Source organism: Laribacter hongkongensis DSM 14985 (assembly GCF_000423285.1).
GTDB lineage: Bacteria > Pseudomonadota > Gammaproteobacteria > Burkholderiales > Aquaspirillaceae > Laribacter > Laribacter hongkongensis.
This window is the reverse complement of record NZ_AUHR01000007.1, coordinates 52093-75193: the sequence shown is the minus strand read 5'-3', so window position 1 is coordinate 75193 and position 23101 is coordinate 52093. Positions and strand designations below refer to the sequence as shown.

Here is a 23101-nt window from a genome sequence, read left to right as displayed (position 1 = left end):
CGGCAGAAAAAGCCGCATGACGCGGCCTGGCGTTTTTCAGGCGGCCGGACCGGGCCCGGGAGCAGTCTTGCAGTAAATGCCGTGCAGGGCGTCGAGCAGGATCAAGACTTCTTCGCGCGCCACCCGGTAGTACATCCACTTGCCGTCGCGCCGGGTGTCGACCAGCCCTTCGTTGCGCAGCACGCCCAGCTGTTGCGACAGGGTGGGCTGGTGGATGGCGGTCAGGTTTTCCAGTTCGGTGACCGTGCGTTCGCCGCCGACGAGCTGGCACAGCAGCAGCAGCCGGTCGGGGTTGGCAAGGCTTTTCAGAAGCGCCGAAGCGGCGCGGGCATTGGCTTGGAGAAGATCGATCTGCATGAAAGGCATCCTGTCGACGGCATCATTATATTTTTTTGTAAACTATTCGCAAGCCCCCTGCCACATTACAATTTCCGCTCCTTTGAATCTCGCGGGGTGCTGCCTGCCATGACTGTCTTGCCGCGTGTGGCCATCGGCCTGTTTGGCGGTTCGTTCGACCCGGTGCACGAGGGGCACCTGCGCCTGGCGCGGGCGCTGCGCGACGAGCTGCAACTGGCCGAAGTGCGCCTGCTGCCGGCCGGCACGCCGCCGCACCGCGCACCGCTGGCGGCAGCGGCGGCCGACCGGCTGGCCATGCTGCGGCTGGCGCTGGCCGGCGAGCCCGGCCTGACGGTGGACGAGCGCGAACTGTCCGGCCGGCTGTCCGGCTATACCGTCGACACGCTGGCGATGATCCGCCGCGAGACAGGGCCGGAGGCGGCGCTGTGGTGGCTGGTCGGCGGCGACCAGCTGGCGAGTCTTGACCGCTGGCACCGCTGGCGTGACCTCTTCGGGCTGGCACATCTGGCGGTTGCCGTGCGGCCGGGCTTTGATGCCGGTTCGCTGCCGCCTGCGGTGGCTGCCGAGTGGCAGGCGCGGCAAGCGACTGATTTTGCAAATCTTCCGCCCGCGGGTAGAATCCGCGTCCTGTCTTTATCGCCGGTGGACATTTCCGCCACCGCCATTCGCGCCGATCTGGCGCGCGGTGGCGACGGACTCGGGCATCTTGCGCCGGCCGTGCGCGACTATATTCATCTTCACCGGCTCTACCGTTCCGAAAGCCCCGCATGACCGAAGTCATTGAAACCAAACCGTATCCGACCCCGGACGAAATCGCCGCCCTCGCTGCCGAGGCGCTGGATGACGTCAAGGGCAAGGACATCGTCAACCTCGACACCCGCGAGCTGACCTCGCTGTTTTCGCGCTTGGTGGTGTGCACCGGTGATTCCAACCGCCAGGTCAAGGCACTGGCCAACAATGTGGCCGTGACCCTGAAGGGCCAAGGCGTCGACATCGTCGGCATGGAAGGCGAACAGTTCGGCGAATGGGTGCTGGTCGATGCCGGCGACGTGGTCATCCACATCATGCTGCCGGCCGTGCGCGACTACTACGACCTCGAAGCCCTGTGGGGCGGCCAGAAGCCGGTGTTCAACCCGATTCCGGGCGTGCGCGGCTGGAAGGCCACCGAAGAGTAAGTCCGGCGCATGAAGATCACCCTGCTGGCTGTCGGCACCAAAATGCCGCGCTGGGTGGACGAGGCCTACGCCGATTACGCCAAGCGCCTGCCGCGCGAAGTCCAGCTGGAACTGAAAGAGATCAAGCCGGAAAAGCGCGGGGGCGGGGTAACGGCAGAAAAGGGCATTGCCGCCGAGCATGCCCGCCTGATGGCGGCACTGCCGCCGCGGGCAAAACTGGTGGTGCTCGACGAGCGTGGCCGCAACTGGACCACCATGCAGCTCGCCGACAACCTCAAGGGCTGGCTGGCCGACGGGCAGGACATCGCCATCGTGATCGGCGGGGCGGACGGCACGGCGGCCGAACTCAAGTCGCGCGCCGACATCCTGCTGCAACTGTCGGCCATGACCCTGCCGCACGGCATGGTGCGCGTGCTGCTGGCCGAGCAGGTCTACCGTGCCGTCAGCATCCTCAACGGCCACCCCTACCACCGGGAATGAGCCGTCCGGCAGCCGCCGGACCGGAACCGGCCGCTGCAAGGCGGCCTTTTTCTTTTGACTGATTGAAAGGAAACACATGGACGTGCGCGACAGTAACGGCACGCTGCTGAACGACGGCGACACTGTACAGGTCATCAAGGACCTCAAGGTCAAGGGAACGTCGGTCACGCTCAAGCGCGGCACGGTCATCAAGGGCATCCGCCTGATCGAAGACGACGAAGAAGCCATCGAGTGCCGCACCGACAAGGTGAAGGGGCTGGTGCTGAAAACCTGCTTCCTCAAGAAAGCCTGATCCACGACGGCACGCCCTTCACGGCGTGCCGTTGCTGTTTTTGCCGGCCGTCCGGCAGATTGGCAGGAATCGGGTGTCGGCAAGGCGGCCGGCTCCGTATGCTGGACCTGTCGGCTTGCAGGAGCAGGATGATGGAATCCATGGAAACAGCCGCCCGCCACTACGCCGTCGTCGAGCGGGCGATCGTCTGGCTGAACGAACATGCCGCCGAGCAGCCGTCGCTGTCCCGGCTGGCGCAGGCCGTCGGCCTCAGCGACAGCCGCCTGCAACGGGTGTTCAGCGACTGGGCCGGAGTGTCGCCCAAGCGCTTCGTGCAGTTCCTGACCCTCGGACACGCCCGCCGGTTGCTGGCGGCCGGTCGCCCGGTCGATGCCACGGCACTGGCCGTCGGCCTGTCCGGCAGCGGCCGCCTGCACGACCTGATCGTGCAGCACGAAGCGCTGACCCCGGGCGAACTGCGCCGCGGCGCGGCCGGCGTGCCGGTGGGCTGGGGACTGGCTGCCACGCCGTTCGGCGAAGCCCTGCTGGCATGGACGCCACGTGGTCTGGGCTATCTGGCGTTTGTCGACGACACGCCGGCTGCGGCGCTGGCCGGCTGCCAGGCCCGCTGGCCGCAGGCCGTCTGGCACGAAGATGCGGCCACGGCCGCCGGTTGGGCCCGGCGCGTGTTTGCACCCCGGGCGGCCGACGATCCGCTGCCGGTGTTGCTGCGCGGCAGCCGGTTCCAGCTCAAGGTGTGGGAAGCGCTGCTCGGGATCGCGCCCGGACAGCGCCTCAGTTACGGCATGCTGGCGCAGCAGCTGGGCCAGCCGGGTGCCGCCCGCGCGGTCGGCAGTGCCGTGGCGGCCAACACGCTGGCCGTGCTGGTTCCCTGCCACCGGGTCATCCGCGACACCGGCGTGCTGGGCCAGTACCGCTGGGGCAGCACACGCAAGGCCGCCCTCCTGGTGCGTGAATCAGCCGCCGCCCAGCCGGAACTCAGCGATTGAAAAGCCCCTTGAGCAGCTCGACGCCGTGACCGAGCAGGTCGCCGCCGGCCGGAATCTCGCCGTTCGGGGTCAGGCGGTCGACGATCGAGGGCAGGTACTGCGACGCCATTTCGGCGGCCTGCTGCGGGTCGATGCCGAGCCGGCCGGCCAGCTCGCCCAGCTGGCTGCCGTCGAGTGCGCTCTGGATCTGTTCCGCGCTGACCGGCAGGTTGGCGCCGGTGCCCACCCATGAGCTGACGATGTCGCCAAGGCCGCCCTGCTGGAATTTTTCCACCAGCCCGCCCACGCCACCGTTTTCCTGGATCAGGTTCGACACGGCCGAGAGGGTGTCACCGCCCTGTCCCATCATGTCGCCTGCTGCATTCACCAGACTGTCGAAAAGTCCCATCGTATTGCTCCTGTTGCCAGTGACAAGCGGTACGGCCGGAGTGCCGTCCGACTTGAGCCTAGATGCTGCCAGCCGAAACCTGGCTGTAGCTGATGAAAGGCCGTGTCAGAACAGGCCGAAGGTAAAACGGCCGATCTCGATGACCAGCAGGCCGAGGAACAGCCGGCGGATCAGCCGGTTGCCGCCCTTGCGGATCAGGCGGCTGCCCAGTACGGCCCCGGCCACCGAACAGGCGCCCATCGCCAGTCCGATCGGGAACACCACATGGCTGAACGCGATGAACCACAGCAGCGAGGCAAGGTTCAGGCCGTTCACCACGATCTGCGCGCACTCGCTGGCGCGGCGGAAGTCGAATCCGAACAGGTGCACGAAGCCCAGCAGCAGGAAGCTCTGGCTGGCCGGGCCGATAAAGCCGAGGTAGAGGCCGGCAGCCGCTCCGGCACCGGCCGAGCCCAGCTGCTGGTGGGCGGAGGTATGCAGGCGTGGCGCAGTGGCGTTCTGGCCCAGCGCTGGATGACGCCAGGTGTGGATGGCCAGCGCAATCATCACCACCAGCAGGACCGGCTTGTACCAGTGCGGCGGAAACGCCATCAGCAGCGCCGAGCCGGCGGCGGCCATCGGAATGCCGGTGACCAGTGCCGGCCACAGCACGGGCCAGGGCGGCCGGGTGTGGCGCAGCACGCGCCAGACGTTGCTGGCCCCGCTCATGCCGAAAACCAGCCGGTTGGTACCCAGCACCGTGGCGCTGGGCAGGAGGGGATAGGCGTTGAACAGGGCCGGAATCAGCACCAGGCCGCCACCGCCGACCGAGGAACTGACCAGACCGGCCACAAAGGCCAGAAAGGCAAGGTAGAGATCGGTCCACGACATGGCGGGCTCCTGCGGGTACTGCTTGCAGTGTAGAAGCCCGCCGTGGCCGGGGCGGCGCTTATCCGACCGCGAAGCGCAGGACGAACAGCGCCGCCACCACCGCGATCGGCAGGCTGACCTGGCGCCACTGGCCGGACAGCACCTTGACCAGCACGTAGCTGATCACCCCGAAGGCGATACCGTCGGAAATCGAGAAGGTGTAGGCCATGGTGACCACGCAGGCGATGGCCGGCGCCGATTCGGTACTGTCGTCCCAGTCGATGAAGGTCAGGCTGCGCAGCATCAGGATGGCGACAAACAGCAGGGCCGGCGCGGTGGCGTGGGCCGGAATCATCGCCGCCAGCGGCGACAGCCACAGCGCGGCGAGGAACAGCAGGCCGATCACCACGGCGGTCAGGCCGGTGCGGCCGCCGGCAGCAATGCCGGTGGTGCTTTCGAGGTAGCTGGTGGTGCTGGACGTACCGAGCAGGCTGCCGCAGACGATGGCAGTGCTGTCGGCTAGCATGGCCTGCTTCAGGCGTGGCAGCCGGCCGGTCGCATCCAGGAAACCGCCGCGTTCGCCGATGGCGATCAGGGTGCCGGAGGTTTCAAAAAGGTCCATCAGGAACAGGCTGAGGATGATCGCCAGCAGGCCGCCGGTCAGCGCGCCGTGGATGTCGGCGGCAAACAGGGTCGGTGCCAGCGACGGCGGGGCCGACACGATGCCCTGGTAGGGCGTCAGTCCCATCGCCACTGACACGGCGGTGACGGCGAGGATGCCGATCAGGATGGCACCGCGCACGCCGAGCTTGTCGAGCACCACCATCAGCACGAAGCCCGCCATCGCCAGCAGCGCCTGCGGGGTGGCCACCGGGCCGATGGTGACCAGCGTGTCCGGGCTGGCCACCACGATGCCGGCGCTGGAAAGGCCGATCAGGGCGATGAACAGCCCGACCCCGGCGGCAATGGAGTGCTTGAGGCTCTGCGGAAAGGCGTTGACGAACCATTCGCGGATTTTCAGGCCGCTGACCAGCACGAAGAGCAGGCCGGAGATGAACACGCAGCCCAGCGCCACTTCCCACGACAGCCCCATGCCCTTGACGAGGCCGAAGGTGAAGAAGGCGTTGATGCCCATGCCGGGCGCCTGGCCGATCGGGTAGTTGGCCAGCAGGCCCATGATCAGCGAGCCGATGGCGGCGGCCAGGCAGGTGGCGACAAAGGCCGCGCCGTGGTCGATGCCGGCCTGGGCGAGGATGTCGGGATTGACGAACAGGATCGCCGACATGGTGAGGAAGGTGGTGCAGCCGGCGAGGATTTCGCGGCGCACGGTGGTGCCGTTGGCGGCAAGCGCAAACAATCGTTCAAGCATGGACAGAGGGCAGTGAGGGTCAGCAACACGCATTCGCGGAACAGGCGAACGCCCCGGGGAACCTTTCCCTGGCAAGGGCCACTGGCAAGACATCCGGCGCCCGAAAGGGCGCGAGTATAGCGGTGAACGGCGGGCTTGTGAGGGATGGCTGTCTGTCGCTAGAGTAGACGGCTTTGCCGTTCTGGAAGTTGTCATGAAAACCGCCGTCCGCGGAGCCTTGCTGTCCTTTTCTGCCGATCCCCTGCGCGAGGAGGCCGACAGCTGCATGCAGTACGAGCCTGACGGCATCGTGCTGATGGAAGCCGGCCGCATCGTCGGGCTGGGTCCGGCCAGCCGCATCCTGCCGCTGCTGGGTCCGGACACGGAGCTGGTCCACTATCCGCACAAGCTGATCCTGCCGGGCTTCATCGACAGCCATGTCCACTACCCGCAGACCGAAATGATCGCTGCGCCGGGCGGGCAACTGCTGGAATGGCTGGAGCGGTACACCTTCGTGGTCGAGCAGCGCTTTGCCGAGCAGGCGCACGCCGACCGGGTGGCGGCCTTTTTTGTCAGCGAGCTGCTGCGCAACGGCACCACCTGTGCCGCCACCTTCTGCACCGTGCACCCGCAGTCGGTGGATGCGCTGTTTGGCGCGGCGGCCCGCTACGACATGCGCCTGCTGGCCGGCAAGGTGTGCATGGACATCCACGCTCCGGCCGCCCTGCTCGACACCCCGCAGCGTGCCTGGGACGAATCCGGCGAGCTGATCGCCCGCTGGCACGGCAAAGGCCGCGCCGAGTACGTGATCACGCCGCGGTTTGCCGGCAGTTCCACCCGCGAACAGCTGGAAATGCTGGGCGCGCTGGCGGCCCGGCATCCGGACATGGCCATCCAGTCGCACGTGGCGGAAAACCGGGCCGAAGTGCACTGGATGCGGCGGCGCTTTCCCGAATGCGAGCACTACACCGGCATCTATCACCGCTACGGCCTGCTGCGGCCGCGCGCCGTCTATGGCCACGGCATCTACCTTGCCGAAAGCGAGCGGCACCTGCTGGCTGAAACCGGCACGGCCATCGCCCATTGCCCGACCTCGAACTTCTTTCTCGGCTCGGGGGCCTTCAACGTTCACCAGGCGCGCCAGGCCGCCCTGCCGGTCAAGGTGGGGTTGGCGACCGATATCGGCGCCGGCACCAGTTTTTCCATGCTGGCGACCATGGGCGCGGCCTACAAGGCGGCCCAGCTCAACGGCAATGCGCTGACTGCCCGGCAGGCGTTCTACCTGGCCACGCGCGGCGGCGCCGAAGCGCTGGGCATCGCCGACAAGGTCGGCTCGCTGGCAGTCGGGCTGGAAGCCGACCTGTGCGTGCTGGACCTGCACTCGACGCCGCTGATCGACTTCCGCATGCAGCAGGCCGATTCGCTGGACGACGTGCTGTTCGTGCAGATGATGCTGGCCGATGACCGGGCCGTGGCGGCTACCTGGGTGGCCGGCCGCTGCGTGTATTCCGCCGCAGCCGCCTGATGCGCAGCGGGCTGCGGCTGCTGGCGCTGGCAACCGGCCTGTGGCTGGCGGCACCGGCTGTGGCCGGATTCCAGAGCGAAGAGGCGCTGGCTGCCAGTGTAGCCGCCGGCCTGCGGCAGGCCGTGACGCGCGCCACGCCGCCCCGGCTGGTGTTCGACAATGCCGAAGAAGGCCGGGCGTGGCTGCTGGACATGTCCGGCCGGCTGGCGCGCCGTGTGCCGGACAACTGGATGCGTGAGCGCCTCTTGACGGTGATCCACTACGAAGCCAGCCGCGCCGGGCTGGACCCGGCGCTGGTGCTGGGGCTGATCGAGGTGGAAAGCGGTTTCCGCAAATACGCCATCAGCCCGGTCGGCGCCCGCGGGCTGATGCAGGTAATGCCGTTCTGGGTCGGCGCCATCGGCGCACCGGACCACAACCTCTTTGATGTCACCACCAACCTGCGCTATGGCTGCGTCATCCTGCGCCACTATCTGGCACGCGAAAACGGCAACCTGTACCGGGCGCTCGGGCGTTACAACGGCAGCCTGGGGCCGACCGGCTATCCGGAGGCGGTGCTGGGCGCCATGCGGCGCTGGCAGTGACGTCATGGCGCGACACCGGCCAGGGCCGGACGGAAGCGCTTTTTTGCCGCCGCCGCCGTACGGGCTGCGGCAACCGGAAGTGGCGGGCTGACCGCTCAGGCCATGACCAGCGCGCAGCCGCTCAGCCGGTCGTACAGGAACTGGCGGTCGCGGTCGAGCAGCGTCCAAGCCACCGGCACGATGGCCCAGGCACTGGCCAGCCAGCCCAGCCAGGCGAGATCCGGCTGGTAGTGCACCCAGGTCCAGGCCGGCAGCAGCGGCGCATAAAAGAGGGCCGCCAGTACGAGGCGCAGCAGGGCATGACGCCAGTCCGGCCGGCCACCGTCGACGGTGCGTACCAGCGCGATTTTCCAGGTTTTCATCGCCAGCGTCTGGCCGCCGCGGGTCCAGCACCAGCCGAAATAGGCGTACACGATCACGGCCAGGTACAGCTGGTAGACCACCCGCAGCCACGGGATTTCGCCCAGCCACAGGAAAAGCGGCTGGAACAGCAGGCCGGCCACGAACAGGACGCCGATCAACAGCAGGGCATCGTAGGCAAGGCTTCCGATCCGGCGCAGGCGGCCGGCGGGCAGGGTATCGGCAGGAAGGGTCACGACAAACGGGCCAGGGTCAGGAAAACGGCATAGTTTAACGCGGCCCGGCGGCGAGGGCGGCCGCCTGTTCGCGTGCCAGCCAGTCTTGCTCCAGCCTGGCCTGCCGTGCCTGGCGTTCGGCCGGTGGCAGGGCTTCGATGTCCGCAAAGCGTTCTCGGGCTGTCTGGCGTTCGGCGCCGGTCAGTGCGGCCCAGTCGGCCAGATGCAGCTGCACGCGGGTCTGTTCGATCGGGGTCAGGCGGGCCCAGTCCTGCGTCAGGGCCAGCAGCATGCGCTTTTTCCTGGGGTGGAAACGGTCCCACTCGGGAGCCAGCGGGGCCAGCAGGGCCTGCTCGGCCGGGGCCAGCTGCGCCCAGCGCGGATTGGCCATTCTTTCGTCGGCGTGACAGGCGGCCAGCAGGAGGGGCAACAGCCAGAGCAGTCGGGGCGTCATGGTGCGGAATCCTTGTCCAGATAGGCCGCCGGTGCCAGCTCGCCTGCCAGCAGGCGCAGGTCCAGTGCGCCGTTGACATCGGGCGGAGCCTGCCACTGGCGCCAGGCCAGCGTGCCGCTGCCCAGCAGGCAGACGGCCAGCAGGGTGCTCCAGCCGGTACGCCGCAGGGAGATGCGCCAGTCCAGGTACAGGGCGCGGCTGCGGGCAGGCAGTGTGGTGGGAGCCGCAGGCAGGGGCCGGGCGGGCGGGGGGGCGGCCACCAGGCGTGAGGGCAGGGCATCCAGTCCGGCGGCCGCCGGCAGGTCGCGCTGGGCCAGGAGTTCGGTGATCAGCTGGCGGGCCTGCTGCTGGCGTCGCAGTGCGGTGCGCGGCAGGCAGCCGAGTGCGCGGGCAGCGGCATCCGGGGCCAGGGCAAACCCGCTGCTGGCAAACCAGGCGTCGCGCAAGGCCGGCGGCAGTACGCGCAAGGCCCGCAGTCCGGCAGCATCGATATCCAGCACGCAGTCCGGTTCCAGCGGTTCGGCCGGCTGTCCGTACCGGCGCCCGAGGTGGCGCAGCTCGGCAAGGAGTGCCGTACGCAGGTGGTGCCGGAGCCAGTTGTCCGGGTAGCGACGGCCCAGCCGTGCCGGCAGGCCGTCGAGGAGGCTGGTGGCGGACTCTGCTGCGATGCCACAGGCGTCAAGATAGGCACGGGCCAGGGCCAGGTCTTCGGCGGTGATTTGGGCAGGGGCAAAGCCGGGCATGGAATGGATGTCGGTCTGCGGAGTAACGTAAAAGCGTAACAGATTATTGCCCGATTCGGCCCATTGGCAGCATCAGCCGGGGGCAGGTCTGCAAAAGCGTAGCACGGATCGTGAAAACCCTCTGCGGCAGGGCGGGCACGATGCGGTTTTTTCCACGCCAGATCAGGGCTTTTGCCGGTTTTTGCACAGCACAAATCCGCTTGACCGTGCTTTGTCATATCAGCTAGGGTTGTTGGCCATCAAGGGATGAAATCTGCATTACTAGAGGCTAGCAAAATCATGGAAATCTCCGGCGCCGAAATTGTCGCGCGCTGTCTGCAGGCGGAAGGCGTCGAGTACGTCTTCGGGTACCCCGGCGGGGCAGTGCTGGAAATCTACGACGCGATCTTCAAGCAGGACCAGTTCAAGCACGTACTGGTACGGCACGAGCAGGCCGCGGTGCACGCGGCTGACGGCTACTCGCGCTCCAGCCACAAGACCGGCGTGGCGCTGGTCACGTCCGGGCCGGGGGCGACCAATGCGATTACCGGCATTGCCACTGCCTACATGGATTCGATTCCGATGGTGGTGCTGTCGGGGCAGGTCACGACCCCTGCCATCGGCCTGGATGCCTTCCAGGAAGTCGACATGGTCGGCATCACCCGGCCGTGCGTGAAGCACAACTTCCTCGTCAAGGATGTCCGCGAGCTGGCCACCACCATCAAGAAGGCATTCCACATTGCCAGTACCGGCCGTCCCGGCCCGGTGGTGGTGGACATTCCCAAGGATGTCCAGCAGGCAAAAACCGGTTTCCATTATCCGGAGTCGGTCAGCATCCGCAGCTACCAGCCGGCCACGCGCGGCCATCCGGGCCAGATCAAGAAAGCGGCCCAGCTGATTGCCGAGGCCAAGCGTCCGTTCATCTATGTCGGCGGCGGTGCGGTCCTGGCCAACGCCAGTGATGAAGTCATCGGTCTGGCGCGTTACCTGAATGCGCCGGTCACCAACACCCTGATGGGGTTGGGTGCCTATCCGGCCACCGATCGCCAGTTTGTCGGCATGCTCGGCATGCACGGCACCTATGAAGCCAACCTCGCCATGCAGAACTGCGACGTGCTGATTGCCGTCGGAGCCCGCTTTGACGACCGGGTGATTTCGGTGCCGGACAAGTTCCTGGCTGCGCCGAAAAAGATCATCCACATCGACATCGACCCCAGCTCGATTGCCAAGCGGGTCAAGGTCGACATTCCGATCGTCGGCAACGTCCGCGACGTGCTGGGCGAACTGCTGAACGTGTTGCAGCAGGAGAACCTGCGTCCCGACCCCTGTGCCGTCGAAGCATGGTGGCAGCAGGTCGAGGAATGGCGCGTGCCGCAGTGCCTGCGTTATGACCAGGGCAGCGAGTTGATCCTGCCGCCGTACGTGGTCGAAAAACTCTACGAAGTCACCGGTGGCCAGGCCATCGTGACCTCCGACGTCGGCCAGCACCAGATGTTCGCTGCCCAGTACTACAAGTTCGACCGTCCGCGCCAGTGGCTCAACTCCGGTGGCCTGGGCACCATGGGTGTCGGCCTGCCCTACGCCATGGGCGCGCAGCTGGCCAACCCGGATGCGCAGGTGGCCTGCGTGACCGGCGAAGGCTCGATCCAGATGAACATCCAGGAACTGTCGACCTGTCGCCAGTACACCATCCCGGTCAAGATCATCAACCTCAACAACCGCTATCTCGGCATGGTGCGCCAGTGGCAGGAGCTGTATTACGGCAACCGCTACTCCGAGTCGTACATGGATTCGCTGCCGGACTTCGTCAAGCTTGCCGAAGCCTACGGCCATGTCGGCATGCGCATCGAAAAGCCGGCCGATGTCGAGCCGGCACTGCGCGAAGCCTTCAGTCCGGCGCTTCGCGACCGGCTGGTGTTCCTCGACTTCATGACCGATCGCACCTCCAACGTCTACCCGATGGTCGGCAACGGCAAGGGACTCGACGAAATGGAGCTGCCGCCGCACATGCGCCACAACGGCGGTGACGGCGAGCGCGACTACGGCAACCTGTGCTGATCGGGAGGCAACAGAAATCATGCGTCACATCCTGTCCATCCTGATTGAAAACGAAGCCGGTGCCCTGTCGCGCGTGGTGGGACTGTTTTCCGCCCGCGGCTACAACATCGATTCGCTGACCGTCTCGACCACCGAAGACGCCACCCTGAGCCGGATGACCATCGTCACCCACGGGTCGGAAGAAGTGATCGAGCAGATCACCAAGCACCTCAACAAGCTGATTGAGGTTGTCAAAGTGATTGACCTGAACGAGTCCGAGCACATCGAGCGCGAGCTCATGCTGATCAAGGTGCGTGCTTCGGGCCGCGACCGCGAAGAAATGAAGCGCATGGCCGACATCTTCCGCGGACGCATCATCGACGTCACCGAAAAGACCTACACCATCGAGCTGACCGGCACCAGCGGCAAGCTCAGCGCCTTCCTTGATGCCATCGACCGCTCGGTGATCCTGGAAACCGTGCGTACCGGTGCTTCCGGCATCGGCCGCGGCGAGCGCATCCTCAAGATCTGACAACCATGGCGCCCCGGCCGCCACTCCGGACGGGGCGCCTCTTTATTTGCACAAGGAAAACCAGATGAAAGTTTATTACGACAAGGACGCCGACCTTTCCATCATCCGTGACAAGAAAGTGGCCATCATCGGTTACGGTTCGCAGGGCCATGCCCACGCCCAGAACCTGAAGGAATCCGGTGTCGATGTCATCGTCGGCCTGCGCAAGGACGGTGCCTCGTGGAAAAAGGCCGAAGCAGCCGGCCACACGGTCAAGGAAGTCGGCGAAGCGGTCAAGACGGCCGACGTGGTGATGATCCTGCTGCCGGACGAAACCCAGCCGGACGTCTACCGCAACGATATCGCCCCGAACCTCAAGAAGGGTGCCGCGCTGGCGTTCGCCCACGGGTTCAACATCCATTACAACCAGATCGTGCCGCCGGCCGATATCGACGTGATCATGATCGCCCCGAAGGGTCCGGGCCATACCGTGCGCTCGGAATTCCTCAAGGGTGGCGGCGTGCCGTCGCTGATCGCCGTGTACCAGGACCACTCCGGTCGCGCCCGTGACGTCGCCCTGTCGTACGCTGCTGCCAACGGCGGCACCAAGGGTGGCGTGATCGAGACTTCATTCCGCGAAGAAACCGAAACCGACCTGTTCGGCGAGCAGGCCGTGCTGTGCGGTGGTGCCGTCGAGCTGGTCAAGGCCGGTTTCGAAACGCTGACCGAAGCCGGTTACGCTCCGGAAATGGCCTATTTCGAGTGCCTGCACGAACTGAAGCTGATCGTGGACCTCATGTACGAAGGCGGCATCGCCAACATGAACTACTCGATCTCCAACAACGCCGAATACGGCGAGTACGTGACAGGTCCGGAAGTGATCACCGCTGCCAGCAAGGAAGCGATGAAAAAGGCGCTGTACCGCATCCAGTCCGGTGAATACGCCAAGATGTTCATCCTCGAAGGCAAGACCAACTACCCGAGCATGACCGCCCGTCGTCGCCTGACCGCCGATCACCCGATCGAGAAGGTGGGTGCCGAACTGCGCGCCATGATGCCGTGGATTGCCAAAAACAAGCTGGTTGACCAGTCGAAGAACTGATCCGTTACCGTTCGTCGGGCCGCCCGGAATACCCGGGCGGTTTTTTTATTGTCAACCGTTCATGCGAATGGCAATGTAGCACCCGTTTTCGCATAAGCCGGCACCGCCGGACCGCTTGTTCAGAAGGAGTTTTCATGTTGTCTCGCATGCCCTTCGTTGTATCCGGCCCGGCACTGGCCGTGAGTCTGGCTTTCGCCTTGCCGGCATTGGCCGCAAATGATCCGGACAGTGTGCAGGTTTTGCGGAAAAAGGTCTCCGCACTGGAGGCCGCCAATCGCAGCTACGCCGCCCGGTTGGCTGATCTGGAAAAACGGCTGGCTGCACTGGCACCGGCGCCGGCCATGGCGACCGGCCCTGCCAGTGGCCGAAGCATGCAGCCGGGGCCTGTCGTGGCACAGGCGGCTGCCCCGGCCGCAACACCGGCAGCACAGACGACGGCCTCCCTGCCGGTTACCAGTTCGGTCCCCAAGAGTGTGGAAGCCATCTACCAGGAGGCCAGCGGATTTACCCAGGGTTCCGGTCGCTGGTCGGTCGAACCGTCGCTGACCTACGGTTTTTACGATGTGCGTGACCTGCGGCTCAATGGCTTCCTTGCTCTGGACTCCATTTTCCTTGGCAACATCAATCTTGACCGTATCAAGAGCGAGACACTGACCCTGGATACTGCCGTGCGCTACAAACCGTCAGCGGACTGGCAGTTCGATTTCAACGTGCCGGTCGTCATGCGCAAGAGCCGCTACTTTTCAGGAGGAGCCGGTTATTCGACCAACAAGATTTCCGAAGCCTCGCTGACGGAAAACGGCGAAATCGGCGACGTGGGTTTTGGCCTGTCGTACCGGCTGTTTGCCGAAACAGCAGACCGGCCGGACACCTTTGTCTCGTTGCGCGTCAAGGCGCCGACCGGGTCATCTCCATATGGCATCAAGGTTCGCAATGTGGATGATGGCAATACCAACCTGGGCGTGCCGGACAGCCTGCCGACCGGCAACGGCGTCTGGTCGGTGTCGGGCGGTGTATCGGTGGTCAAGACGCTGGACCCGGCCGTGGTGTTCGCCAACCTCAGCTACACGCATTACCTCTCCGGGCATTTCAACGATATCAGCGCCTCTGTGGGTCAGACCCTGCCTGGCGATGTCAAGCTGGGCGATACATGGGGCTTTGGCCTCGGGTTTGCCTTCGCACTGAACGAGCGCCTGAGCCTCGGCATGTCCTATTCGCAGCAGATGGGCAATTCCACTTCCCTGCGGCCGGACGGCAGCAGCTGGCAGAAGGTGCCGGGCAGCGAATCCAATTCCGCCACGCTGAATGTCGGCATGACCTATTCGCTCGGGCAGCACCTGTCGATCGTGCCCAATGTGGCGATCGGCCTGACGCCGGATTCGCCCAATTACAATTTCTCGGTCCGCTTCCCGTACAACTTCTGATTCCCGCCTGACCGGCAAACAGCGCCTCCGGTATCAACCGGCCGGCGCCGTTGCTGTCTTGTGCGGATCAGTGCTGGCCGGGTGGCAGGATTTGCAGGCTGAAGCTGTTGCTGGCGTGATTCATGGTGCCGGCGATCTGGTTCAGCTGGATCACTCCGCTGGCGCCCTGGAAGGCCTGGTCCGACAGTTCGGTGCTGGCATTCGATCTGGTGGCCGGTACCGCACGGCTGCCGTTTTGCGAACCGGTGCTGGCACTGGCCAGCCAGTTGTCAGACAAGGCGGCCGTACCTGACTGCGTGCCGGTGCCCACGCTGATGGTGGCCAGGTTGCTGCTTTGGTTGGCGCTGCCCGCCGTCTGGTTGATGCCCAGCAGTCCCTGGCTGCCGGCAAAGGCATTGCCCTGGATGACGGCCCGGGCATCAGGCTGCGCGGCCAGTGGATTGGTTGCCGGGGCATTCTGCACCTGGTTCAGCCCGGTCTGGCTCAAGGCGGCATCGCCCAGGGCCAGTGCCCGCAGGTTGGCCTGCTGGTTAATGCTGCCGGCGGCCTGGTTCAGCGACACGATGCCGGTGTTGCCCTGACCGCTGTTGTCGATCAGGGCCAGGTCTGCGGCCCAGAGCGGTGTGGCAGCCAGAGCCAGTATCAGGAGCATGTAACGCATGGTCAGTTTCCCTTGCCGCCCAGCAATGATCCGAGAGACCCCAGTCCCTGCGTCATGGCGCTGACCGGACTGGTGGTGATGCGGGCCGTGCCGGCCGGGGCGGTGCCGCCGCCTGCCAGCAGGTTGCCCCCGGCCATGGGCGTGGCGATCAGGCTGCCGACGCTGCCCATCTGGCCGGTGAGGATTCCCAGGGGGGAATCGCTGCGACTGGCCGAACCGAGTATCTGGTCAGAAGCAATCAGGGTGGCGACGGGGGCAATCAGGGCCGTGCCGTCGGTACTCTGGGCCAGGTTGGCGTCTGCCGTTACTTGGCCGGGTGCGACCGGCCGGTAGGCGACATGGTCCGGCACATCCCGGGTGATGACGAAATTCTGGTCAGCGGAAGGTAACGTGCTGGCGTTGTCTGCCAGTGCCGGGCCAACGGTGGCCCACAGCAGCAGGCTGCTGCCAATGAAAAGGGCGGGATGTGTCATGAGCGGACTCTCCGGTGATGGTCCGTTCATTGCACGGGATGTGCCAAATTGGTAACCATATGTTTTTCATGTGATTGTTTTGTTTCTTTGACTTGATGGGGAGGCAGGGTGCTCCATCGGTGAGACAGTCTCCGGGCCTGGTCAAGGAAATGTGGGACGGGTGTCGCAAGATCGGAAACATGGCCTGAGGGCACGCGTACCGGCATGGCGATCAGCGTGGCCGGTGAGAGGACAACCGGCATTTCGGTATGCAAAAAGAATGACTAAAAGCTGCCGGTGCGGGCAGGCACTGCTTTACAATGCGCGCCTGACCGGTAACTGACTGATAGACGTTTTCGATGAATCATTACCCGCATCCCGTACTGGCCCGTGAAGGTTGGCCGTTTATCGTGGCCTCCCTCGCGCTGGCACTGCTTCTGACCTGGGCCGCCGGCTGGTGGTCGGTGCCGTTCTGGCTGATTGCCGTATTTGTCGTGCAGTTTTTCCGCGATCCGGCCCGGACCATTCCGCAGCAGCCCAATGCCGTGCTGTGTCCGGCCGACGGACGCATCGTGGTGGTCGAGCGGGCCGAAGATCCGCAGCTCAAGCGTGAAGCCATCAAGGTGAGCGTGTTCATGAACGTGTTCAACGTGCACTCCAACCGCAGCCCGGTGGACGGCACGGTCATCGCCGTGAACTACCATGCCGGCAGCTTCCTGAATGCCGCACTCGACAAGGCCTCGCTGGAAAACGAGCGCAATGCAGTGTCGGTACGCATGGACAACGGTACCGAGGTGACTTTCGTGCAGATCGCCGGCCTGGTGGCGCGGCGCATCCTCTGCTATGCCAAGGCGGGTGACCGTCTGTCCCGCGGCCAGCGTTACGGTTTCATCCGCTTCGGTTCGCGCGTGGACGTCTACCTGCCGCTCAGTGCTACCGTCAAGGTTGCCATCGGTGATAGAGTGAGCGCGACCGAAACCGTACTGGCCGAACTTGCCGAATAAATGCCGCTGCATGGCTTTGTTGCCGGCCCGGCCAACCATGTCATGACCGAAAAACCACAGAAAATGCCGTTGGCACGGCAGGGAATCTACCTGCTGCCCAACCTCTTTACCCTTGCCGCCCTGTTCGCCGGTTTCTACGCCGTGGTGCAGGGCATGAACAACCAGTTCGAAACCGCTGCCGTGGCAATCTTCATTGCCATGGTGCTCGACGGCATGGACGGCCGCGTGGCGCGGATGACCCACAGCCAGAGTGCATTCGGTGCCGAGTTCGACTCGCTGTCCGACATGGTCAGCTTCGGCGTGGCGCCGGCTCTGGTGGCCTACGAATGGCTGCTGCGCGACTACGGCAAGCTCGGCTGGATGGTGGCATTCATCTACTGTGCCGGCGCCGCACTGCGGCTGGCGCGTTTCAACACCATGCTCGGCGTGACCGACAAGCGCTGGTTTGTCGGCCTGCCCAGTCCGGCCGCGGCAGCCCTGGTTGCCGGTCTGGTCTGGATCGTGCACGCCTATGAGCTCGAAGTGCCGGGCATCGGCATCATCGCCCTGGCGATGACGGCCTTTGCCGGCATTTCCATGGTGACCAACGTGCGCTTCTGGTCGTTCAAGGAAATCAACCCGCGCGCCCGGGCACCGTTTGCCGCCCTGCTGGTGGCGATGATCGCACTGGTGCTGACGGCCTCCACGCCGGCGCTGGTGCTGTTCGGCTTCTTCATCTGCTACGCCGTCTCGGGCTACGTCATGGTGCTGGTGCGCGCCGGTCGTCGCCGGCCGGCTGCGAATGCAGCACCCGCAGTGCCTCCTGCCGGGATCTCGGCTCCTGCCAGGGATGACGGCACGCCGTCAGCCTGACCCTGCTTTCCGTCGCCGGCCTCGTGCCGGCGTTGTCTTTTTCATGATGGCCTGCGTGACTTGTCATGTACCGGTAACACGCGCTTTTTATGCTTGCCATATTGCTTCCGTAAAGAGACTGCCTGCCCATGCCCGCCACCATCCTGCTGGTTGAAGACGAGCCCGCCATCCAGGAACTGATTGCCTTCAACCTGGCGCAGTCCGGCCATCAGGTGTTGCGGGCTGCCAGTGCCGAAGCTGCCCAGACACTGGTCAAGAACGCCTTGCCGGACCTGGTGCTGCTGGACTGGATGCTGCCGGGACAGAGCGGCATCGAATTCGCCCGCCGGCTGCGCAGCGACGAGCGCACCCGCGAAGTACCGATCATCATGCTGACCGCCCGGTCGGACGAGCAGGACAAGATCGCCGGGCTGGAAACCGGCGCTGACGACTACATCACCAAGCCCTTCAGTCCGCGTGAACTCCAGGCCCGCATCAAGGCGGTATTGCGGCGGCGGGCACCGCAGATGACCGATGACGCGGTCGAGGTGCAGGGCCTGCGGCTGGATCCGGCCACCCACCGGGTCGCCGCCGGTGGACAACCGCTGGATCTCGGCCCGACCGAATTCCGCCTGCTGCACTTCTTCATGACCCATCCGGAGCGGGTGCACAGCCGCAGCCAGTTGCTGGACCAGGTCTGGGGCGACCACGTATTCGTCGAAGAGCGGACCGTGGACGTGCACATCCGTCGCCTGCGCTCGGCGCTGGAGCCAAGCGGCCATGACGCGCTGGTGCAGACGGTGCGCGGCACCGGCTACCGCTTTTCGGCACAGGGATAACGCGTGTCGGCTTTTGTGACCCGGTGCACGGCCTGGCTGGCGGTGTTGCTGCTGTTTGCCGTGGCAGCCGGCCTGACCGCCGGGGCGCTGGTGTTCTGGGGCGTGCTGGCCACCGGGCTGGCCGGCTGGCTCGGTTTTCACCTCTATCACATTGCCTTGCTGCTGCGCTGGCTGCGTGCGCCGCGGCCGGAGTGCATTCCCGAAGGCATCGGCAGCTGGCAGCAGGTGTTTTCCGCCCTGTACCGCCAGGCCCGCCAGCAGCAGTTCAACCAGAAAAAGCTGTCGAGCACGCTGGAGCGCTTCATCAATGCCGGCGAGGCCATGCCGGACGGCGTGGTGGTGCTGGACGATAGCGACCGCATCGAGTGGATCAACCCGATGGCGGTCGAGCACCTCGGGCTGGACCGTCAGCGCGATGTCGGCAACCTGATTGCCAACCTGGTGCGCCAGCCCGGTTTTCATGCCTTCCTGACCGCCGAGCAACACAGCCAGCCGCTGATCCTGCACCTGACCCAGCCGCACGAGCTGGTGTTGTCGGTGCAGCTGGTGCCGTTTGACTCCACGCGCAAGCTGCTGCTGTCGCGTGACATCACCCAGCTGGACCGGGTGCAGACCGTGCACCGCGATTTCGTTGCCAACGTGTCGCACGAACTGCGCACTCCGCTGACCGTGATCGGCGGTTTTGTCGAAACGCTGTCCGACATGGAGGCGCCCGGGCCGGACATCCTCCGGCAGTTCCTGCCGCTGATGATGGAGCAGGCGCGGCGCATGCAGGTGCTGGTCGAGGATCTCCTGACCCTGTCGCGGCTGGAAAGCGGTGGCAAGTCGCAGCCGTTCGAGCGCATCGGCATGAGCGAGCTGCTGCACACGCTCAAGGTCGAGGCCGAAGGGCTGAGCCACGGTCGTCACCATGTCGAACTGGCCATCTGCACGCCGTGCGACCTGTGGGGTGCCCCGAACGAACTGCACAGCGCACTGGGTAACCTGGTGTCGAATGCCGTGCGCTACACCCCGGACGGCGGGCGGATCCGCCTGCTGTGGCAGATGCAGGGTGGACGTGCGGTATTCAGTGTCGAAGACAACGGAATCGGCATCGCCCGCGAGCACATTCCGCGGCTGACCGAGCGCTTTTACCGGGTCGACCGCGGCCGCTCGCGCAGCACCGGTGGCACCGGCCTCGGGCTTGCCATTGTCAAGCATATCCTGGCGCGGCATTCCGCCCGGCTGGAGGTGGACAGCGAGCCGGAACGGGGCAGTGTCTTCAGCGCGGTGTTTCCACCCGAGCGCCAGGCAGAACCCAGCAACCATGAGGCTTTGACCGGGGTCGGACCCTCGAAGAAACCTGCCGGATAGGCATGGCGGGACACGCGGCGACGGGTTAGGATGCAGTTCTGTGCATAACAAGAACCCACAGCCCGCCAGCCTTGTACCGGCGACGGGCAAGGACCTCACACGATGAACCGACTCTCTGCCATTCGCCCGTTCGGCCAGCGGATCTGGCTCGACAATCTTTCCCGCGAACTGCTGCAATCCGGCGTACTCGACCGGCTCATCCGTACCGACGGAATTGCCGGCGTGACGTCCAATCCGGCCATTTTCGAAAAGGCCATCCGCCATGATCCGCGCTACCAGACCGATCTGGCCCGCCTGAAGGCCGTGCCGCAGCTGACGGCCGAAGCGCGCTACGAAGCGCTGGTGATTCCCGACATCCAGGTGGCGTGCGACCTGCTGCGCCCGGCCTACGATGCCAGCCATGGTGAAGACGGCTACGTCAGCCTTGAAGTGTCGCCCTTCCTCGCGCATGACGAAGCCGGTACGCTGGCGGCTGCACGCCGCCTGTGGCAGGCGATCGAACGCCCGAACGCCATGATCAAGGTGCCGGCCACGCCCGCCGGCATCGCCGCCCTGCGCGTGCTGATCCGCGAAGGCATCAACGTCAACATCACCCTGCTGTTCTCGGCCCGCCAGGTCGACGCGGTCTGGGATGCCTACATGACCGGCCTGTCCGAGCGTACCGACGCCGGCCAGCCGCTCTACCATGTGCGGGCGGTGGCCAGCTTCTTCCTGTCGCGCGTAGACAGCCTGCTCGACCCGAAACTGCCGGCACCCTTGCAGGGCAAGACGGCCGTCGCACTGGCCCGCTCGGTCTACCAGCGCTACCAGGAACGCTTCCGCGGTGCCGAATTCGCCCCGCTGCGTGCCCTGGGCGCCCAGCCGCAGCGCCTGCTGTGGGCCAGCACCGGCACCAAGAACCCGGCCTACCCGGACGTGCTGTACGTGGAAAGCCTGATCGGACCGGAAACCATCAATACCGTGCCGGACGCCACGCTGGATGCCTTCCGTGACCATGGCGTGGCGGCGGCCACGCTGGTTGCCGATCCGGCCGGAACCGAAGCCCAGCTGGCTGCCGTGGCGGCCGCGGGCATTGACCTGGCCGCCGAAGGCGAGCTGTTGCAGCAGCAGGGACTGGTGCTGTTCGACAAGGCCTACCAGGCGCTGCTCGACCTGACCGCCTGACCATCACCGGCCAGCCTGCACGACCCCGCCATGCGGGGTCGTGGTATTTGCGGCAACGGATTTGATACCGGCATGCAGCCGATGCACCAAGGATGAAACAGAAATGACCCAGGGATTTTTCCTGACCGGCACCGATACCGATGTCGGCAAGACCTACGCCGCCGTGCGGCTGATCCGGCGCTGGCAGGCCGAAGGCCGGCGGGTGGCGGCGATGAAGCCGGTGGCTTCGGGATCGGTCCGGCGGCCGGACGGCGGGCTCGACAACGGTGACGTGAGCGCGCTGATGCAGGCCACCGGCCAGACCGACCGGGCGCTGATGAATCCTTACTGCTTCGAGCCGCCGGTGTCGCCGCATCTGGCTGCCCGCGAAGCCGGTGTCAGCATCGACCTGCTGCGCATCGTGCAGCAGTACCGCGAACTGGCCGCCGGTTGTGACACCGTGCTGGTGGAGGGCGCCGGTGGCTGGCTGGCACCGCTGACCGACGAGCACGACGTGGCGGCACTGGCCGGTGTACTGGGCCTGCCGGTGATCCTGGTGGTCGGCATGCGGCTGGGCTGCGTCAACCACGCGCGGCTGACCGCAGCAGCGATCCTTGCCAGCGGTTGCCGGCTGGCGGGCTGGGTGGCCAACGCGATCGACCCGGACATGGCGCGTTATGCCGACAATCTGGCCTGCCTGACCGAACGCCTGCCGGCCCCGCTGTTGCTGGAAATCCCGCACGGAAGTTGAGCGCGGCTGTCGTCTGCTGCCGTTGCGGGCTTGCGGCAGCCGGCCTCCCCTGCATATACCGGAGTTACCACTCCGTCATGCCGTGATGCGACGGGTCTTGCGAACCCGTCCTTTCATATCCGGGGGAAGCCATGCACCGACTGTCTGCCGTGCCGTTGTCGCTTCTGCTGCTGGGAAGCCGGCCAGCCATGGCCGAATGGCAGCTGAACCTGCAACCGCCGGTCACCGAGCTGGCCGGGCGCATTTTCAACCTGCACAGCCTGCTGCTGCTGATCTGCGCCGGCATTTTCTTCGGCGTGCTCGGCGTGATGTTTTACGCCATCTTCCGCCATCGCAAGGCGGCCGGGCACACGGCACGGCATTTTCATGAAAACCCGTGGGTTGAAGTGCTGTGGACGGTCATTCCCTTCCTGATCCTGATCGGCATCGCCGTGCCGGCCACCCGCATGGTGCTGGCGCAGAAGGACGCTTCCGGGGCCGAGCTCACCATCAAGGCCACCGGTTACCAGTGGAAATGGGGCTACGAATACGTCGGCGAAGGCGTGCAGTTCATGAGCCACCTGGCCACTCCGCGGGCGCAGCTCACCGGCCAGGAGGGCAAGTCGGCGCACTACCTGCTGGAAGTGGACGAGCCGCTGGTGGTGCCGGTCGGGCAGAAGGTGCGCCTGCTGCTGACGGCCAACGATGTCATCCACTCGTGGTGGGTGCCGGCGCTCGGGGTCAAGCAGGATGCCATTCCCGGTTTTGTGCGCGATGCCTGGTTCAAGATTGACCGCCCCGGCATCTATCGCGGCCAGTGCACCGAGCTGTGCGGCAAGGACCACGGCTTCATGCCCATCGTGGTGGATGCCCGGACGCCGAAGGACTACGCCGCCTGGCTGACAGCCCGCAAGCAGGCCGTGGCGGACGATCCGGGCAAGGTATGGACGATGCCGGAACTGCGGGCACGCGGCGAAAAGGTGTTCCAGCAGAACTGCATGGCCTGTCACCAGGCCGACGGGCGCGGCATTCCCGGTTCGTTTCCGGCGCTGGCCGGTTCCCGGATTGCCACCGGTGACCCGGCCGCACACATCGAGATCGTGCTGTACGGCAGCAAGAAGAATCCGGCCATGGCGGCGTTCGGGCGGCAGCTGTCCGATACCGACATCGCTGCCGTGATTACCTACGAGCGCAATGCGTTCGGCAACCAGACCGGCCAGATGATCGAGCCGGCCCGCATCGCCGCTGCCCGCCAGGGCAAGGGCTGACCTGACGG

General features: G+C 65.6%; 26 protein-coding genes and 1 pseudogene. 18 read left to right on the top strand and 9 right to left on the bottom strand.

The features are described from left to right. Nucleotides 1-36: 36 nt before the first annotated feature. Entirely contained in the window at nt 37-357 is a 321-nt protein-coding gene (locus G542_RS0108655) for an ArsR/SmtB family transcription factor (protein WP_012695633.1), read from the bottom strand. A gap of 108 nt (nt 358-465) precedes the next feature. Here G542_RS0108655 and nadD point away from each other — a divergent pair, with 108 nt between their 5' ends. The 5 genes from nadD (at nt 466) to G542_RS0108630 (ending at nt 3293) form a co-directional block, all read left to right on the top strand. Continuing rightward, nucleotides 466-1128, top strand: a complete 663-nt coding sequence (gene nadD / locus G542_RS0108650) for a nicotinate-nucleotide adenylyltransferase (RefSeq protein WP_027823897.1) — start codon at nt 466-468, stop codon at nt 1126-1128. Continuing rightward, nucleotides 1125-1532, top strand: coding sequence for a ribosome silencing factor (gene rsfS / locus G542_RS0108645; RefSeq protein WP_051189980.1), 408 nt, complete (start codon nt 1125-1127; stop codon nt 1530-1532). The genes nadD and rsfS overlap by 4 nt, the downstream gene beginning before the upstream one ends. Before the next feature lie 9 nt (nt 1533-1541). Further along, the gene (rlmH, locus tag G542_RS0108640) at nt 1542-2012 is read left to right on the top strand and encodes a 23S rRNA (pseudouridine(1915)-N(3))-methyltransferase RlmH (protein ID WP_012695636.1); all 471 of its coding nucleotides are present in this window, start codon (nt 1542-1544) and stop codon (nt 2010-2012) included. Between the two features lie 76 nt (nt 2013-2088). After that, on the top strand, nt 2089-2304 hold the full coding sequence (locus G542_RS0108635; RefSeq protein ID WP_012695637.1) for an alkylphosphonate utilization protein: 216 nt from the start codon (nt 2089-2091) through the stop codon (nt 2302-2304). 140 nt (nt 2305-2444) lie between these two features. Beyond that, on the top strand, nt 2445-3293 hold the full coding sequence (locus tag G542_RS0108630) for a methylated-DNA--[protein]-cysteine S-methyltransferase (RefSeq protein ID WP_239887163.1): 849 nt from the start codon (nt 2445-2447) through the stop codon (nt 3291-3293). Here G542_RS0108630 and G542_RS0108625 read toward each other — a convergent pair. The 3 genes from G542_RS0108625 to G542_RS0108615 are packed head-to-tail and all read right to left on the bottom strand — an operon-like array spanning nt 3283 to nt 5899. Further along, nucleotides 3283-3753 carry a YidB family protein gene (locus G542_RS0108625; RefSeq protein WP_373279781.1) on the bottom strand — a complete coding sequence of 157 codons (471 nt, stop codon included), beginning with the start codon at nt 3751-3753 and terminating at the stop codon, nt 3283-3285. The two genes, G542_RS0108630 and G542_RS0108625, sit on opposite strands and share 11 nt — an antisense overlap. A gap of 33 nt (nt 3754-3786) precedes the next feature. After that, nucleotides 3787-4551 (bottom strand): sulfite exporter TauE/SafE family protein, encoded by a 765-nt coding sequence (locus tag G542_RS0108620; protein WP_012695640.1) that lies wholly within the window; start codon nt 4549-4551, stop codon nt 3787-3789. A gap of 58 nt (nt 4552-4609) precedes the next feature. Continuing rightward, nucleotides 4610-5899, bottom strand: a complete 1290-nt coding sequence (locus G542_RS0108615; RefSeq protein WP_027823893.1) for an NCS2 family permease — start codon at nt 5897-5899, stop codon at nt 4610-4612. 193 nt (nt 5900-6092) lie between these two features. Here G542_RS0108615 and guaD point away from each other — a divergent pair, with 193 nt between their 5' ends. Further along, entirely contained in the window at nt 6093-7403 is a 1311-nt protein-coding gene (guaD, locus tag G542_RS0108610; protein ID WP_012695642.1) for a guanine deaminase, read from the top strand. Further along, a complete protein-coding gene (locus G542_RS0108605; RefSeq protein ID WP_027823892.1) occupies nt 7403-7987 on the top strand; it encodes a transglycosylase SLT domain-containing protein in 585 nt (194 codons plus the stop codon). Before guaD ends, G542_RS0108605 begins: the two co-directional genes overlap by 1 nt. 95 nt (nt 7988-8082) lie before the next feature. Here G542_RS0108605 and G542_RS0108600 read toward each other — a convergent pair whose 3' ends face one another. The 3 genes from G542_RS0108600 to G542_RS0108590 are packed head-to-tail and all read right to left on the bottom strand — an operon-like array spanning nt 8083 to nt 9759. Next, on the bottom strand, nt 8083-8583 hold the full coding sequence (locus tag G542_RS0108600; RefSeq protein WP_012695644.1) for an RDD family protein: 501 nt from the start codon (nt 8581-8583) through the stop codon (nt 8083-8085). 34 nt (nt 8584-8617) lie between these two features. Beyond that, nucleotides 8618-9016, bottom strand: coding sequence for a DUF3106 domain-containing protein (locus G542_RS16375; protein ID WP_012695645.1), 399 nt, complete (start codon nt 9014-9016; stop codon nt 8618-8620). Next, a complete protein-coding gene (locus G542_RS0108590; protein WP_012695646.1) occupies nt 9013-9759 on the bottom strand; it encodes a hypothetical protein in 747 nt (248 codons plus the stop codon). The genes G542_RS16375 and G542_RS0108590 overlap by 4 nt, the downstream gene beginning before the upstream one ends. A 279-nt stretch (nt 9760-10038) precedes the next feature. Here G542_RS0108590 and ilvB point away from each other — a divergent pair, with 279 nt between their 5' ends. The 4 genes from ilvB (at nt 10039) to G542_RS0108565 (ending at nt 14812) form a co-directional block, all read left to right on the top strand. After that, on the top strand, nt 10039-11796 hold the full coding sequence (gene ilvB / locus G542_RS0108580; RefSeq protein WP_012695647.1) for a biosynthetic-type acetolactate synthase large subunit: 1758 nt from the start codon (nt 10039-10041) through the stop codon (nt 11794-11796). 19 nt (nt 11797-11815) lie between these two features. Continuing rightward, a complete protein-coding gene (gene ilvN, locus G542_RS0108575) occupies nt 11816-12307 on the top strand; it encodes an acetolactate synthase small subunit (RefSeq protein WP_012695648.1) in 492 nt (163 codons plus the stop codon). 64 nt (nt 12308-12371) lie between these two features. After that, entirely contained in the window at nt 12372-13388 is a 1017-nt protein-coding gene (gene ilvC, locus G542_RS0108570) for a ketol-acid reductoisomerase (RefSeq protein WP_012695649.1), read from the top strand. Nucleotides 13389-13522: 134 nt separating this feature from the next. Continuing rightward, nucleotides 13523-14812 (top strand): transporter family protein, encoded by a 1290-nt coding sequence (locus tag G542_RS0108565; protein ID WP_051189979.1) that lies wholly within the window; start codon nt 13523-13525, stop codon nt 14810-14812. 67 nt (nt 14813-14879) lie between these two features. On the opposite strand, the gene G542_RS0108560 is transcribed toward G542_RS0108565, so the two are convergent. Both G542_RS0108560 and G542_RS0108555 read right to left on the bottom strand, forming a co-directional pair. Then, complete coding sequence (locus tag G542_RS0108560) at nt 14880-15473, bottom strand: FapB/FapC family functional amyloid domain-containing protein (protein WP_027823888.1); 594 nt, start codon at nt 15471-15473, stop codon at nt 14880-14882. Nucleotides 15474-15475: 2 nt separating this feature from the next. Beyond that, nucleotides 15476-15946, bottom strand: coding sequence for a hypothetical protein (locus G542_RS0108555; protein ID WP_027823887.1), 471 nt, complete (start codon nt 15944-15946; stop codon nt 15476-15478). Between the two features lie 338 nt (nt 15947-16284). On the opposite strand from G542_RS0108555, the pseudogene G542_RS0108550 reads away from it, so the two are divergent. From G542_RS0108550 to coxB, 7 genes and pseudogenes are all read left to right on the top strand, one after another. Next, nucleotides 16285-16920: pseudogene (locus G542_RS0108550) on the top strand (phosphatidylserine decarboxylase); the annotation flags it as partial. Between the two features lie 51 nt (nt 16921-16971). Continuing rightward, nucleotides 16972-17781: a CDP-diacylglycerol--serine O-phosphatidyltransferase gene (pssA, locus tag G542_RS0108545; RefSeq protein ID WP_027823885.1), complete on the top strand. Its 810-nt coding sequence runs from the start codon at nt 16972-16974 to the stop codon at nt 17779-17781. Nucleotides 17782-17909: 128 nt separating this feature from the next. Next, nucleotides 17910-18599 carry a phosphate regulon transcriptional regulator PhoB gene (gene phoB, locus G542_RS0108540; RefSeq protein ID WP_012695656.1) on the top strand — a complete coding sequence of 230 codons (690 nt, stop codon included), beginning with the start codon at nt 17910-17912 and terminating at the stop codon, nt 18597-18599. 3 nt (nt 18600-18602) lie between these two features. After that, nucleotides 18603-19952, top strand: a complete 1350-nt coding sequence (gene phoR / locus G542_RS0108535; protein WP_027823884.1) for a phosphate regulon sensor histidine kinase PhoR — start codon at nt 18603-18605, stop codon at nt 19950-19952. Nucleotides 19953-20054: 102 nt separating this feature from the next. Next, nucleotides 20055-21116: a transaldolase gene (gene tal, locus G542_RS0108530; RefSeq protein WP_012695658.1), complete on the top strand. Its 1062-nt coding sequence runs from the start codon at nt 20055-20057 to the stop codon at nt 21114-21116. 103 nt (nt 21117-21219) lie between these two features. Next, complete coding sequence (gene bioD, locus G542_RS0108525; protein ID WP_027823883.1) at nt 21220-21846, top strand: dethiobiotin synthase; 627 nt, start codon at nt 21220-21222, stop codon at nt 21844-21846. A 131-nt stretch (nt 21847-21977) separates the two neighbouring features. After that, a complete protein-coding gene (gene coxB / locus G542_RS0108520) occupies nt 21978-23093 on the top strand; it encodes a cytochrome c oxidase subunit II (protein WP_027823882.1) in 1116 nt (371 codons plus the stop codon). The last annotated feature ends 8 nt before the right edge of the window (nt 23094-23101 follow it).

What these genes read in the sequence shown, in the direction of transcription:
- G542_RS0108655 (WP_012695633.1), bottom strand. Translation starts at nt 357, where the DNA reads ATGCAGATCGATCTTCTCCAAGCCAATGCCCGCGCCGCTTCGGCGCTT.
- nadD (WP_027823897.1), top strand. Translation starts at nt 466, where the DNA reads ATGACTGTCTTGCCGCGTGTGGCCATCGGCCTGTTTGGCGGTTCGTTC.
- rsfS (WP_051189980.1), top strand. Translation starts at nt 1,125, where the DNA reads ATGACCGAAGTCATTGAAACCAAACCGTATCCGACCCCGGACGAAATC.
- rlmH (WP_012695636.1), top strand. Translation starts at nt 1,542, where the DNA reads ATGAAGATCACCCTGCTGGCTGTCGGCACCAAAATGCCGCGCTGGGTG.
- G542_RS0108635 (WP_012695637.1), top strand. Translation starts at nt 2,089, where the DNA reads ATGGACGTGCGCGACAGTAACGGCACGCTGCTGAACGACGGCGACACT.
- G542_RS0108630 (WP_239887163.1), top strand. Translation starts at nt 2,445, where the DNA reads ATGGAAACAGCCGCCCGCCACTACGCCGTCGTCGAGCGGGCGATCGTC.
- G542_RS0108620 (WP_012695640.1), bottom strand. Translation starts at nt 4,551, where the DNA reads ATGTCGTGGACCGATCTCTACCTTGCCTTTCTGGCCTTTGTGGCCGGT.
- G542_RS0108615 (WP_027823893.1), bottom strand. Translation starts at nt 5,899, where the DNA reads ATGCTTGAACGATTGTTTGCGCTTGCCGCCAACGGCACCACCGTGCGC.
- guaD (WP_012695642.1), top strand. Translation starts at nt 6,093, where the DNA reads ATGAAAACCGCCGTCCGCGGAGCCTTGCTGTCCTTTTCTGCCGATCCC.
- G542_RS0108605 (WP_027823892.1), top strand. Translation starts at nt 7,403, where the DNA reads ATGCGCAGCGGGCTGCGGCTGCTGGCGCTGGCAACCGGCCTGTGGCTG.
- G542_RS16375 (WP_012695645.1), bottom strand. Translation starts at nt 9,016, where the DNA reads ATGACGCCCCGACTGCTCTGGCTGTTGCCCCTCCTGCTGGCCGCCTGT.
- G542_RS0108590 (WP_012695646.1), bottom strand. Translation starts at nt 9,759, where the DNA reads ATGCCCGGCTTTGCCCCTGCCCAAATCACCGCCGAAGACCTGGCCCTG.
- ilvB (WP_012695647.1), top strand. Translation starts at nt 10,039, where the DNA reads ATGGAAATCTCCGGCGCCGAAATTGTCGCGCGCTGTCTGCAGGCGGAA.
- ilvN (WP_012695648.1), top strand. Translation starts at nt 11,816, where the DNA reads ATGCGTCACATCCTGTCCATCCTGATTGAAAACGAAGCCGGTGCCCTG.
- ilvC (WP_012695649.1), top strand. Translation starts at nt 12,372, where the DNA reads ATGAAAGTTTATTACGACAAGGACGCCGACCTTTCCATCATCCGTGAC.
- G542_RS0108565 (WP_051189979.1), top strand. Translation starts at nt 13,523, where the DNA reads ATGTTGTCTCGCATGCCCTTCGTTGTATCCGGCCCGGCACTGGCCGTG.
- G542_RS0108560 (WP_027823888.1), bottom strand. Translation starts at nt 15,473, where the DNA reads ATGCGTTACATGCTCCTGATACTGGCTCTGGCTGCCACACCGCTCTGG.
- G542_RS0108555 (WP_027823887.1), bottom strand. Translation starts at nt 15,946, where the DNA reads ATGACACATCCCGCCCTTTTCATTGGCAGCAGCCTGCTGCTGTGGGCC.
- pssA (WP_027823885.1), top strand. Translation starts at nt 16,972, where the DNA reads ATGACCGAAAAACCACAGAAAATGCCGTTGGCACGGCAGGGAATCTAC.
- phoB (WP_012695656.1), top strand. Translation starts at nt 17,910, where the DNA reads ATGCCCGCCACCATCCTGCTGGTTGAAGACGAGCCCGCCATCCAGGAA.
- tal (WP_012695658.1), top strand. Translation starts at nt 20,055, where the DNA reads ATGAACCGACTCTCTGCCATTCGCCCGTTCGGCCAGCGGATCTGGCTC.
- bioD (WP_027823883.1), top strand. Translation starts at nt 21,220, where the DNA reads ATGACCCAGGGATTTTTCCTGACCGGCACCGATACCGATGTCGGCAAG.
- coxB (WP_027823882.1), top strand. Translation starts at nt 21,978, where the DNA reads ATGCACCGACTGTCTGCCGTGCCGTTGTCGCTTCTGCTGCTGGGAAGC.